The organism is Acinetobacter sp. YH16056_T, from assembly GCF_024605895.1.
GTDB classification, from domain to species: domain Bacteria; phylum Pseudomonadota; class Gammaproteobacteria; order Pseudomonadales; family Moraxellaceae; genus Acinetobacter; species Acinetobacter amyesii.
Window position 1 is genome coordinate 2714731 of sequence record NZ_CP094545.1, and the last position, 13435, is coordinate 2728165.

Consider the following 13435-nt stretch of genomic DNA (forward strand, 5'->3'; position numbering starts at 1 on the left):
ATTATTTTGAAGAAATTTTTTCGATAATGAAGGCAACAAAGTCTGCCACATTCACTTCGTGTTGTTCTGCAATCGCTAGCTCTTTTACCAGCACTTGCCCTGCTGCTTGCTCACGTTCACCGTAAATCACAGCAAATAAAGCACCCGATTGGTCAGCTTTTTTCATTTGCGATTTCATTGAACCTTGTGAACCAACTTTTAAGCGAATGTTACTACCCGCTGCTTCAAGTTGATCACGTATTTGTTCAGCAAGCACCAACGCTTTACCTTGAGTTGCAGGATCTGAAACCAAGAATAGCTCACAGTCACGCACTGGGGTATTGTCTTCCACTTGTTCAAGTAGAAGAAGCAAACGCTCCATACCCATTGCAAAACCAACAGCAGGCACCGACTGGTCTGCTTTACCTTTAAGCTGACCGACTAAACCGTCATAACGACCACCAGCACATACCGTTCCTTGAGAACCTAAGTGTGTAGTTGTCCATTCAAAGACCGTTTTATTGTAGTAGTCGAGACCACGAACCAATTTTTGATTGATCACAAAACCAACACCAGCATCAGTCAAATACTGCTGCAATTGAGCAAAGTGAGCCAACGTTTCTTCACCCATAAAGTCGTGAAGTTTTGGCGCATTTTCCAAAATGCTTTGTGTTTTTGCATCTTTAGAATCCAAAATACGCAGTGGATTCGTAGTTAGACGACGCTGTGAATCTTCATCTAAGTCATTTTTATGCGACTCTAAAAATTCAACCAATGCCGCACGATAGGCAGCACGTTCATCAGACTCACCTAAAGTATTAAGTTCTAATTGAACTTTATCTGCAACGCCCATGCGTTTCCACAAACGCGCAGTCATTAAAATCAATTCTGCATCTTGATCTGGTGTTGCAACACCAAAGGTTTCTACGCCAAATTGATGAAACTGACGGTAGCGACCTTTTTGTGGTTTTTCATAGCGGAACATTGGGCCGACATACCATACACGCGGTGTAGCACCACGAAGTAAGTTATGTTCAAGCATTGCACGTACACACCCTGCTGTTCCTTCTGGACGCAAAGTCAAAGACTCAGGCGGATTACCTTTGTCTAAGAATGTGTACATTTCTTTTTCAACGATATCCGTTGCATCACCAATAGAACGTTTGAACAGATGAGTCTGCTCCACAATCGGCAAGCGAATTTGCTGATAACCATAAGCATCCATCAGGCTAGATAGATGCTGTTCTAGACGTCTCCATGCAGGACTTTGCGTAGGGAGAATGTCATTAAAACCTTTGATTGCGACGATTGAACTCATGATCTACTCAGAAAAACTTGTGCGAATAATCTCTTTAGCTTTAGCGTCTTCAAGATCGCTAACACGTTGACGAACCATCGCTTCGATTTCGTCAACCAACTGATTTGTGTCAATTAAATGGCTCTTTTCGCCATTACGATACACCAGTGAACGCGGACTTGCACCTACTACACCAATATCGGCTTCTTTGGCTTCACCCGGACCATTTACTTTACAACCAATCACCGATACATCCATTGGGGTACGAATATCTTCTAAACGCTCTTCCAATGTTTGCATGACTTTGATGACATTAAACTCTTGGCGCGAACAACTTGGGCATGCAATAAAGTTAATGCCGTTTGAACGTAAGCCCAATGATTTTAAAATATCAAAGCCAATTTTGATTTCTTCTTCAGGCTCTGCGGCCAATGAAATACGCATGGTGTCACCAATGCCTTCCATCAACAAACCGCCTAAAGCGATAGCAGATTTGACTGAACCCGTGCGGTAGACACCTGCTTCAGTCACACCTAAGTGTAATGGGTTATCAATTTGTGCAGAAAGTAATCGGTAAGCATCCATCGTCAGAAAGACATTGGATGCTTTGACTGACACTTTAAATTCATGGAAATTTAAACGGTCTAAAATATCAATATGGCGCATTGCAGATTCAAGCAAAGCCTGACCTGTAGGCTCACCATATTTCTTTTGAATATCTTTTTCCAGTGAGCCTGCATTGACACCAATACGCATTGAAATGTCATTGTGCTTCGCTGCCGCAACCACTTCACGAATTTTGGCTTCAGAACCAATATTACCCGGGTTAATACGCAAACAATCTGCACCAAGGTCTGCAACACGTAAAGCAATTTTATAATCAAAGTGAATATCGGCAACCAGTGGCACTTGCACACGTTTACGAATTTCACCAAAAGCTTCAGCAGCTTCCATACTCGGTACAGAAACACGCATGATGTCCGCACCGACGTCTACACAGCGCTGAATCTGTGCCACGGTCGCTTCGACATCACAGGTTTCAGTATTGGTCATACTTTGGATGCTAATCGGCGCATCACCACCGACATACACCGAACCTACTTTAATTTTACGCGTTGGACGGCGCTTAATTGGATTTTCAATCATTGTTCAGTCTGCTCTGTTGTCCCTTAACGTGATAAACGGAAATCTGCTTTGCCGTTTACGGTATATGGTGACAATGAAATATTTTCATTATTTAAGCTTAATGACACTGCTGTTGCATCATCCAAACGAATTTGGAATGGTGTTTCACCGTTTAAGTTGAGCGTCGATGCTTGACGACCTGTCGCCAACACCTTACCCGTCGAATCAACAATATGTACTGAAGTCGGGCTACTGAAGGTCAATGTCAATTGATCGCCACTGACCGCTGCATTTCCGCCATTCATGTCGAGGACTTGAACTTCTGAAGCGACATCACTGGTCACAGCGTCTTCATTATCGCTGCCCGAGGTCATGCCTTGAATCGCTGCCACGATCGCACCAATGACCACCAACACCGCCAATGCAATCAGACCCCGTTTGATCCATTTACGATTACGGTCACGATTAGAACCGGGTAATTTACCCATTATTTTAATCGGTGAATTGTTTAACGCGTGATTTGGCAACAATCCCGTATCGTTGGCATAAATATCATCAAAACGTTGAATGATATTGGTTGCATCAACTTTTAAATATTTGGCATAAGTGCGGTAGTAACCTTTAATAAAGGTCGCTTCAGGCAATGACTTATAATCATCTTGCTCAAGTGCAGTCAGTGTTTTTAATGGAATATTGAGTTCTGATGCGACAGCTTCAAGTTCCAGTTTTTGCGTAATACGTACTTGACGTAAATACTCACCTGGGCGTTGTACATTTCCTAATGCATTTGGAGCTACGCTCGAACCATTCGATTGCGGTGAATTAGGATTTACTTCCATACGGCCTCAGTACTGTACTGTAATTGCAAATAGCGTTGGTATTCAGGACTTTCTGGGAACAAAGCACGTAACTGGTTAACCAGTACTTGCATACCCAAATTGTCGCCATTGGCACGCGCTGTTCGAATGCCAATCCAGAGTGCACGCGCACCCTGATTTTTTTGTCCTACTGCACGTACAAATTGTTCATACATTTGTGTGGCAGCAGGGAACTGCTGATTCAAATAAAAGATTTCAGACAACTCTAACATTGAAACATAGGAATCACGATTAGCCTGCAAAGCTTGTTTGAATGATTTTTCAGCATTCGCCACATCACCCACTTTCAGGTAAATTCGACCTAAATTTTCCAATGCTTTGAAACGTTGATCATAACCTAAAGTTGAACCTGCGATGCTGAACTGTTCAATCGCATCATTATAACGCTCAACTTGGTATAAATACGTACCGTAGTTGTTACGTGCTTGAGAATTTTTTGAGTCTGCTGAAATTGCACGCTTAAAATAACTATCTGCTTTTTCTAAGTTGGCTGGACTGCCTTCTCGTTGTAGTAAGACACCCATCATCATATTGGCTTGGGAATCGCGAGAATCCACCTCTAAAGCCTGATCTAATGCACGTTTAGCAGAGTCCAAATCCCCTGCTTTCAGGTGTTCAACAGCCAATTGCGTTCTGATTTTTACGGCTTTCTCTGGGTCTTTTTTCCCAATCTCAGGCGTTTGACATGCTGTTAATGCCAAAACCGATGCACATAAAGCTGAAACGAAAGTGAACTTATACGTTAACTTTTTCAATTGGCTGCCTCTTTATTATCCTTGTGAGCGCAGTATCTCATTTTGCTGCGCAACTTTCTTTTTCCATTGCTCCGCACGACGAGTACGGTCAGCAACTTGCCCCACGAGTTGTCCACACGCAGCGTCGATATCATCACCACGTGTCTGACGAATCGTACACACAAAACCGGCATCAGACAAAGTTTTTTGGAAAGAAATAATACGGTTACGGCTTGAACGACCGTATGGCGCATGCGGGAACGGGTTAAACGGAATTAAATTAATTTTGCTTGGTAAGTTTTTCAACAGCTTTAACATTTGCTGTGCATGTTCAGGATGGTCATTTACACCATCTAACATCACGTATTCGATGGTCACGTGTTTACGCGAACTTTCATTACCATCTTTGGCGATATAACGCTGACAAGCTGCAATCAACTGTTCCAACGGATATTTTTTATTGATCGGAACTAGTTCGTTGCGTAATTCATCATTTGGCGCATGGAGTGAAATGGCCAAGGCCACATCAATGTCTTGTGCCAATTGGTCAATTTTAGGCACCACACCTGATGTTGATAAAGTCACACGACGCTTCGACATGCCATACGCAAAGTCATCCAGCATGATACGCATTGAATTCAATACGGCATCATAGTTCAACAGTGGCTCACCCATGCCCATCATCACCACGTTGGTCACTGAACGTTCACGATCCGCAACTGGCACATCTTCCATATAAGAGAAGTTCGCCATCCAAAGCTGTCCAATAATTTCAGCTTGACTCAAGTCACGTTGGAAGCCTTGTTTACCAGTTGAACAGAATGAACAATCCAGAGCACAGCCCACTTGTGACGAAATACACAAGGTCTTACGTGCGCCGGTTTTATCTTCTGCAGGAATGAGCACGGTTTCAACCAATGAACCTGCACCATCACCTACACGGAACACCCATTTACGAGTACCGTCTTTTGAGTAATTTTTATGCACCACTTCAGGCGCTTTAATTTCACAAATCTTTTCTAGTTTTTCACGCAATTTGCCTGAAATATTGGTCATTTCAGCAAAATCAGTCACGAAGAACTGATGAATCCATTTCATCACCTGCCCAGCACGGAACTTTTTCTCCCCCATTTCTTCGAAGAATTTTTCCATTTGCGGACGTGACATGCCCAGTAAGTTCACTTTCTCCACAGTATTTTGCTGCGTCGGAGCGGATGGAGATTGTTGCTGTGCATCAGAAACAGCTGATGTAGCGACTACTTCAGTACTCATGTGTAATTACCTAAACCATGTCTAAAGATCAAAGGAGATGCTCAGTATTTGAGCGAAGAATTATTCAGAGAATAAAAAAACCAGACAAGCAGTATACCACTTATCTGGTTTGAATACTGCGAATTAACGAGTACGTGGAGCGATCTCAGTTTGAGCGAAGAAGTAGTTAACTTCACGATCAGCAGATGCTACAGAGTCAGAACCGTGAGCAGCGTTTTCGTCGATGCTTACAGCGAAGTCTGCACGGATAGTACCAGGAGCAGCTTCTTTAGGGTTAGTTGCGCCAAGGATTTCACGGTGAGCAAGAACTGCGTTTTCGCCTTCAAGAACTGAAACTACAACTGGACCAGAAGTCATGAATGCAACTAGGTCACCAAAGAAACCACGTTCTTTGTGCTCAGCGTAGAAGCCTTCAGCTTCAGCTTGAGTCAAGTGTTTCATTTTAGTTGCAACGATTTGAAGACCAGCTTTTTCGAAACGAGCAAAGATGTCGCCGATGTGGTTTTTAGCAACTGCGTCTGGTTTAACGATAGATAAAGTACGTTCAATAGCCATGAGAGGCTCCTTAAGTCAATTTGACGTGAAAAATTTGCCGCATTATACCGAATAATGCGCTATTTTCTGCTTTTGCTATACAAAAAAATTGCTTTTTTCGATGTAGGGATTAACTTGCCTCATCAATCCAGGCCATCTGAATTCCCTCAAGCAGACCTTCAGTCGACTTTTCAGGGTCATCAGTGAAATTTGGCAATGCACATACCCATGCATGTAGGTCAGTAAAGCGAATCCATTGCGGATCAACATCAGGGTGAGCTTCATACAGCTCAATTGCGATATCAATGGTATCTGTCCAGCGTAAACCCATGGGTCTTCCTAACATCGTCTATAGAATGATGGCTTACTTTAACAAATTTCAGCAATTGGACGTGATAAACCCTTTTAATTTTTTTATTACCAGATTTTGCAATTGTGATGTCCACATCAAACTATAAAACCAAACCCAAAAGAGGTGCACAGAGAATAATCGCCACACCCACTGCAGCACCTATTGCAGCACCGACAGCAACATCACTCGGGTAATGCAAACCTAAGATCATGCGAGATAATGCCACCAATAACGTAAAGGGCAACATTAAGACCAACAGCATGGGTTGAATATAGCCCAGTACTGTTGTTGCCATCACTGCATGTAGAGTATGCCCCGATGGAAAACTAAAATGATCTAAAGGGCGTTCACCTAAGCGAATCACTTGATGCACTTGGTACGGTCTTGGGCGCACAGTTTTCTTTTTGAGGAGTTTATAGATCGAGGTGCCGACGGAACCACCCAGTAATACATAGACGATTTGCAAACTGTAAGACATGCCCTGCACGATCCAAACCGTCGCCAACATGACATACCAAAACACACCATCACCAAGTCGACTCACCATTTTAAATATGTCAGCGACAACTTGTTGATGCGAAAAATGATTGAGATAAATACAGCCTTTTAAATCGAGATGCAGCATTCTTGTTTTTGCATTTTTAAAATTCATCGCTAATCTCCTATCTACAATCAAAGCCTGACTGTGTTGGGGTTGAGCTAGATTTGTGTTGTTATTTTTACAAGTTGAGATCTGTATTTGACTCAGCTTAAGTTATATTTTTGACAGTGCAATGATGCTTTGATGACAGTTCAATGAATATTGGTTATGAGGATGCTCAACTTTTCTATACAACCAATAGCGCTAGCTTCATTGGCTCATCATGGCTTGATCCACCACGCGATATAGCGCGTGCTCAAATTGCTGTACAGGATATTGCCAACCAATTTTAGCTGCGTCGTTTGCCGCCTCGATGCCCATGGTTTTTAATTTAGCGCGTTGCGGTAATTGCTGCATGAGGCGAATAAATTCATCGGTTCGAGATAAATGACATAACCATCCCGTTTGCTGATTTCTCACGTGCAGTTGGGCACATGCAGCATTATATGCAATCACCGGCAATCCGCTGGCCATTGCCTCCAAAACCACATTACCAAAAGTCTCAACCTGACTTGCGAAAACAAAAACATCCGCACTGGCATAGGCTTCCGATAAAGCCTGACCACTTAAACTTCCCATAAAAATAACATCTAGGGATTTTGCCAGTTGCATTAATCGCTCACGATCTGGCCCATCCCCCACAATGACCAATTTCGTTCGTGCATCCATGGTCAACATCGAACGATAGGCTGAAATTAAAACATCTACCTCTTTTTCAGGAGATAGCCGACCGACATAGAGCATCACGCGGGTATGTTCATCTGCTTGCCACTGTTGTCTCAGTTCTGCTCGATAATGTGAGGGAGAAAATCGACTATGCTCCACACCTCGCCCCACCACCACCAATGGACAACTAAAACCTAATCGATGCAGGGCATCCGCAGTATCTTGGCTCGGGACACAGGTGAGTTGAGTATTGTTATGAAACCATCGTAAATAATGTTGTACAGGCTTCATGAAAAACGCTAAATCAAAGAAGCGACTAAAATCATGAAAGGCCGAATGAAAACCACTGGACACAGGAATCTGTAATGAACGCGCCAGTTGGAGCATAGCAAAACCCAAAGGCCCTTCAGTGACTATATGCACAATGTCGACTTGGGCTTTTTTTAAAGCTTTACTGAGTTTGATCAGTTGCGGCCAGCCAAATTGTAAACCTGAATACTTAGGAATCGACTGCGCTCGAACCAAACACTCTTGATCAGGTCTGAAATCCTGACAACTTTCGGACTGTTCAGGGCGTATTAAAAATATTGAGTTGCCTTGTTGCTGCAAGCCTTTACACAACTGCAATAAAGAATGTGCAACACCATTAATTTCTGGCGCCCACGTATCTGTAACAATGGCGATTTTTAGACCTGGACGGATTAATGTTGAGACCGTTTGCACATCCATTCGTGATTGCATATGCTTAAATTGGAACTGAAATCGCGCAGGTTCATCCTGCATACGCCCTAAATTAATAGCCGATTCTGTCATGATCTTACATGCTTCTTATAAATGTATAGTCACAGTTTAAGCAGCAGTTTTTTGCATTTTGATGATTATTTGATGACAGTTTATTGAAAAAAATTGACTAATTTCTTCTACAAAATCATGATTTATCCGTAATTTTTAATCACTTTTAAAATCGTCTGACCCGCACGAGAAGTGATTTGCATATCTGCGTTCATCCGCTCTAAATGCCCACTCATACTACGAAGCCCCACACTCAAACCGGCTTGATTGACCAAATTCACATCAAACCCCACACCATTGTCTTCTACTTCCATTATCAATGCCGAGTTTTCATAATAAATCCGAATCTGCACCACGGTCGCATGACTATGCTTCACAATATTGGTTAATGCTTCTTCGGCTACACGCTGTAGGGTTAAACATTCCATTGGAGTAACATCCACTTCCCATTTTGCAGGAACTGACCATTTAGCGTGTATATCGAGCTAATCAAATAACTGATTAAAACGGTGCCTAAAGGGTGCCATCCATAACAATGGGGTTTCAGGCAGTTTGGTGCCTAAACTTGAACCGCTATCAATGATATGTCGTAAATCATCTCTTAAAATTTTCAACATCGATAAAAATTGCGAATTGGTCAGATCTTTGGAACTCTGCTCAACCGATGCCATTGAACGAACCAAGGAGCCACCTAAGCCATCATGTAGCTCATGTGCAATTTGAATACGCTCTTGCAAGCGGGTATTTTCCATTTCTAACTGATAATGATTTTGTAGGGTATGCGTCAACTCTTCCTTTACTTGAGTGACCGTTGTTGCCAACGTTTGATTAAACTTTTCAATTCGTCTCACACTTTTAGTCAAGCGTAGTGCAAAAATAATCGCCACACCCAAGGTTGTTATCGGGGAAGCATATGCCGAAATCAAATCCCCTTCATTCATCATTAAGCGCCAACCGTCATGGGCACCAATTGGGACATAAATCAACAACATAATCCCTGCCAGCAACTTGGCTTCAACTTGTCCTGATTTATAAGCAATCCACGAAAATGTCAGGCAATTCAGCATATAGCAAGCATAGCCCACCATAAAACTCAAATCTAAGACAGGTTGTACCAAAGACTGTGGTGTAAAAAAAATCAAGCAACCCAATACAAAAACAGTCATCCCCATGACTTTTTCAAGACGTGGAAATTTTCGTCCTGCAAAACGCCAAGGATAGAGACAAGTCGCTGTCGTAAAACAAAGAAAGATAAAGATATGCAAACGATAGAAATCTAGCGTTGATAGCCCCCAAAGCGTCTCGGTAGCTAAAAGTTGCCCAACGTATAGCACCCAAAGAAAACTGGTTATGGCATACCAACCAAAAGCGTTCTCTTCGCGTCGAAACAGCCAAACCAGCCCCGCAATGATCCCCAAGATAAACTCAAAAATAGTGGTGTAGCTATGCAAGCCTCGCATAGCCAACCAATGTTTTTCATACACTTTGGTATTATCGTGATAGCGGTTTAAACTAACCTCACCAAGCCCTAGATTCAGTGCATTGACGCCCACCACTCGTATCAGCACTTCATTCTGACCTTGCTTTAGGCTGTTGGGTGGAATTACCCATTGCCGAGGCATATTCCAACTTCGTGACAAAGGCTCTTGTAATGAATCATCCTGCCAAAACAGCTGACCATTCAAATACACTTGCCCTGCCATATTGATGTAACTCACCATCAAAGAAAGCGGATCTGAGCCTGCATCTTGACACGTGTATTGCCATTTCAAGCGATACCAAGCTGTGCCAGAATAATTATCCCAACGATCTTTCCAACGATCTGGTAACTTTTCTATCGTTTGCCAATGCTCATGCCCGGTCAATTCTCCGCTTGGCATCTGCGCCTGAGCGACTTCTTGACTGACTAATTTTGACTGACATGATTGGGCAATAGCTTGTGGACTTAGCCCAATTGCACCAAATACAAGACAAAGAACGGTAAATTTCAGCTTTAAAGGTTTAATTAGAGAAATGAGGACATTTAAAAATGTCAGACGTGTTTGAACGCAATACGCCAAGCACATCGAACCTTTTTTCCGACATGCGCAACTTGGAGCATTTGAATGATAGCGATTCAATACTGACCTTCCCCGTTAGCCGAAATAAAATGGCTAAAATAAAAACAAGATCACATATTAAACCTATGAACTCTAATAAGAAAAACTTTTTCTGAATTATTTATTCTTAACGCTATATCGATATTTTAACATCTCGAATACTCAAGACATTCACATCCAACTTTATATTTGCAACAGAGAATGGAGCTACTTAGATTGAAGCTAGAGACTCACATTAATATCTATACTCAAGCTTCAATCTAGCGACATGAACTTAGCACTCTGCATATAATCACCTTAACCATGAAATAAAATCACTCGCTAAGCCTCTCAAAACACCATATTTACAAAGACTGTATCGCGGTAGATTCCTGCAGGTGTCGTTGCATTCACTCGCTCCACCAAACGCACAGCAATCACATAGTTATTTTTGCCAGCGCCTTGCTCTGTAGAAACATTCCACAGATTTTCCATCGCACCTGAAACAGTCATTCGTGTTTTGAGCTTAATCGGGCCATTCGTCACAAAACTACTGCCCGAAGTATCCTGCAAATTACGGCTATTAAAGCGTATGCGGTATTTACCGGAACAATCGACACTAAATGAACTCGCCGCTTGACTATTATAGTAATTCGCCAAGCGCATATTGGTTTCACTGATTCGTCCCATTTCACAACGATTCGGTGCAGCAAATGTTATTGAACTAAATAACGCTGCTGAGATGAGTAAAATACTTTTCATTGGAAATACTCCTTTATTTACACTGCAATGTAATTAATTCAGGAGTTTGGTTTTCTACCTTTTTCGGCACTGTTAATGCTGTTTGGCAAGATCGACCACCACTGGTCCTCACCGTCAACTTGTAGTAGCCTTCAACCAAACCATATAACATTACCGTGCCATCTGAACCCACTGGATAAACATCAGCTTCTGGGGTATCAATTGCAACTTCACTTCCTGCAACAAATTGATGACCTTGTTCATCCAATATTTTGACCAATATTTGTTGTGTATCAAATACTGAAAAATTAATGTTATAACCACGCTGTCTTAATGCGACTAAACGATGTGCAGCATTTGGAACTTTGCTTTCGATCGGTAATTGATTTTCATCAAATGAAATATCGTAATTAATATAAGGAACGATATCGTGTACAAAGGCATAGCCTTTTTTATTGGTTTTCGCGACTGGAGACATTGAACGCATGACATCAATATCTTCACGACCACCAACATTCACTAAAGCAAAGGCATTATCGACAAAACTGGTCAATGCGTATTGACCACCCAACCACACCATAGCGCCACGGTAGCCAACCTGTGTTGTTGAATCATTTTCACTATAGAGATGACTTAAGGTTAAATCACCAACATCAGTGGACAAACCACCATAGGCATTTAATACCGTTTCATCATTACGATAATCCACACCGAGCGCATAATTTGCACCATATTCACCGAATGCATTTTGAATGAAACGGACACCGCCGGATTTATTGGTACCCGCATCAGCCTGAATACGCTTACCACCACCAAAATTATAAGAAAATGTAATAAAGGCACCTGAGTCATCGCTATCTCCAAATTCTTGGAAATAGTTGGCGGTATACATTAAATTCGGTGTAATTTCGCGACTCACACCCACAGTGAGCATTTTGCGATTCTCTAACTCAAATAAAGGATCATTAGATTCATACTGGGTTTGTTCGATATAGTTCAGACTTAAATTTTGAAAGAATGGAAAATTAGCAAAACTCAAATACGCCATATTTTCAAATTTTGGAAAAATATGATTATCTTCATAACCTAACGCCCGATAATCATTTGTAGCGTAGCGTGAACTCACACCAAAATTAAGTTTCCCGAAATTACGACTGATAGCCAAACCTGCAGAATAGCCATCGTCATTATCGGTTTTACTGCCTAAAAAAATACTGTCTAAAACAAACCATCGATTGACCGCTTGCGTCCATAGCAGTCCTGCATTTTTTACTTTGTCACTATAGGTAGCACTTGCACCCAACGTGGTACGACTGGTGACACCTCTACGCCAATAGGCTGAACTGAAAAAATCGCGATAATCGCTATTTTCTTCGTCATAACTGAAGCGTAGTTTCCCTAATGATATGTTGTAATCATTTAAATTTTCTTTGAGCAATTTACTGCTAATTAACACCGGAAAACTTCGAACAGTGGTATTCCCCAATACATCTTGTACAACCATTTGCGCTGTACCAGCACTTTCAATATTGGCACCTGTTTGTAGGTTATAATCTCCAGGTGAAATCTTTTTCTGATAAATATTTACGCCATCAATATATAAATCAACAGTCGAAGGTAAAACTGCACTACCTTTTAGACTTGGAATATTCCAATACACAAAATCTGGACGTGACGTATAGTCTGTACCAAAACTCAAACCACCAAATCGCACACCATGAATTAATGCGCTATAGGCAGAGGTCGTATCACCAATAATCAGCTTGGTCGCATTTTTGGAGAAATCAAACTCAAGACTACTATTTAACCTTACAAATTTTTCTTCACGATAATCATCCCCTTTATTATTTCGATAAAAGGCATTATTTCTTAAAATCCAATTGTCTTTAAACACCCCAAGTTCAGGCAGTACACCAAAATTATTATGTTGAGTGTTATTTTCAAAGTGCATTTCATAATTGAGAAATGCACCAAAATTTGCAGGCATCGGCTGACTGATTAAGGCATCCGTTTCTAGCCCAAAGAAATATTTTGATGGAAGATTAATTTTGATAGCTTGCAATTGAGGATCAAATCCAGAATGAATATCTTGATCCGTTACCAAACAAAATGAATTTTTAGTTGCATGTCGTTTCAGAATTTCTACTTTAATTTGCAGCTTATCAAGATCTGCGCACTCTATATAAAACTTGTTATTTTCAGTCAGTAATAATACTTCGCTCTTGCGGTCTACTTCGTTTACCCAAATACTGGTTGGAAATAAATCATCAGGCATATCAACAGCTTCTGCATGAGCAGAATTAGCACATAAAATACAATATAGAAGCAATGTAATTCTATTCATAGC

Annotated in this window: 13 protein-coding genes; all 13 read right to left on the reverse strand. The window is 41.5% G+C overall.

Features of this window, described 5'->3' with window-relative positions:
* Position 1: 1 nt before the first annotated feature.
* The 13 genes from hisS to MST17_RS13325 all read right to left on the reverse strand — a co-directional run bounded on the left by hisS (position 2) and on the right by MST17_RS13325 (position 13432).
* Positions 2-1297: a histidine--tRNA ligase gene (gene hisS / locus MST17_RS13265; protein ID WP_180005380.1), complete on the reverse strand. Its 1296-nt coding sequence runs from the start codon at positions 1295-1297 to the stop codon at positions 2-4.
* Positions 1298-1300: 3 nt separating this feature from the next.
* A complete protein-coding gene (gene ispG, locus MST17_RS13270) occupies positions 1301-2422 on the reverse strand; it encodes a flavodoxin-dependent (E)-4-hydroxy-3-methylbut-2-enyl-diphosphate synthase (protein ID WP_180007218.1) in 1122 nt (373 codons plus the stop codon).
* Between the two features lie 23 nt (positions 2423-2445).
* Positions 2446-3240 carry a RodZ domain-containing protein gene (locus MST17_RS13275; RefSeq protein ID WP_180025979.1) on the reverse strand — a complete coding sequence of 265 codons (795 nt, stop codon included), beginning with the start codon at positions 3238-3240 and terminating at the stop codon, positions 2446-2448.
* Positions 3231-3980 carry a type IV pilus biogenesis/stability protein PilW gene (gene pilW, locus MST17_RS13280; protein ID WP_373691629.1) on the reverse strand — a complete coding sequence of 250 codons (750 nt, stop codon included), beginning with the start codon at positions 3978-3980 and terminating at the stop codon, positions 3231-3233. Before pilW ends, MST17_RS13275 begins: the two co-directional genes overlap by 10 nt.
* Before the next feature lie 69 nt (positions 3981-4049).
* On the reverse strand, positions 4050-5285 hold the full coding sequence (rlmN, locus tag MST17_RS13285; RefSeq protein ID WP_078189613.1) for a 23S rRNA (adenine(2503)-C(2))-methyltransferase RlmN: 1236 nt from the start codon (positions 5283-5285) through the stop codon (positions 4050-4052).
* A gap of 123 nt (positions 5286-5408) precedes the next feature.
* Positions 5409-5840, reverse strand: a complete 432-nt coding sequence (gene ndk / locus MST17_RS13290; protein WP_078189614.1) for a nucleoside-diphosphate kinase — start codon at positions 5838-5840, stop codon at positions 5409-5411.
* A 109-nt stretch (positions 5841-5949) separates the two neighbouring features.
* Positions 5950-6150 (reverse strand): Fe-S cluster assembly protein IscX, encoded by a 201-nt coding sequence (gene iscX / locus MST17_RS13295; protein WP_078189615.1) that lies wholly within the window; start codon positions 6148-6150, stop codon positions 5950-5952.
* A gap of 121 nt (positions 6151-6271) precedes the next feature.
* Positions 6272-6823 (reverse strand): phosphatase PAP2 family protein, encoded by a 552-nt coding sequence (locus tag MST17_RS13300; protein ID WP_180025980.1) that lies wholly within the window; start codon positions 6821-6823, stop codon positions 6272-6274.
* 198 nt (positions 6824-7021) lie between these two features.
* A complete protein-coding gene (locus MST17_RS13305) occupies positions 7022-8293 on the reverse strand; it encodes a glycosyltransferase family 4 protein (protein WP_373685438.1) in 1272 nt (423 codons plus the stop codon).
* Between the two features lie 119 nt (positions 8294-8412).
* Positions 8413-8697: a sensor histidine kinase gene (locus tag MST17_RS13310; protein WP_168378455.1), complete on the reverse strand. Its 285-nt coding sequence runs from the start codon at positions 8695-8697 to the stop codon at positions 8413-8415.
* A gap of 57 nt (positions 8698-8754) precedes the next feature.
* On the reverse strand, positions 8755-10329 hold the full coding sequence (locus MST17_RS13315; protein WP_180082327.1) for a 7TM diverse intracellular signaling domain-containing protein: 1575 nt from the start codon (positions 10327-10329) through the stop codon (positions 8755-8757).
* Between the two features lie 369 nt (positions 10330-10698).
* Complete coding sequence (locus MST17_RS13320) at positions 10699-11109, reverse strand: hypothetical protein (protein ID WP_180025983.1); 411 nt, start codon at positions 11107-11109, stop codon at positions 10699-10701.
* Positions 11110-11122: 13 nt separating this feature from the next.
* Complete coding sequence (locus MST17_RS13325) at positions 11123-13432, reverse strand: fimbria/pilus outer membrane usher protein (protein ID WP_180025984.1); 2310 nt, start codon at positions 13430-13432, stop codon at positions 11123-11125.
* Positions 13433-13435: the final 3 nt, after the last annotated feature.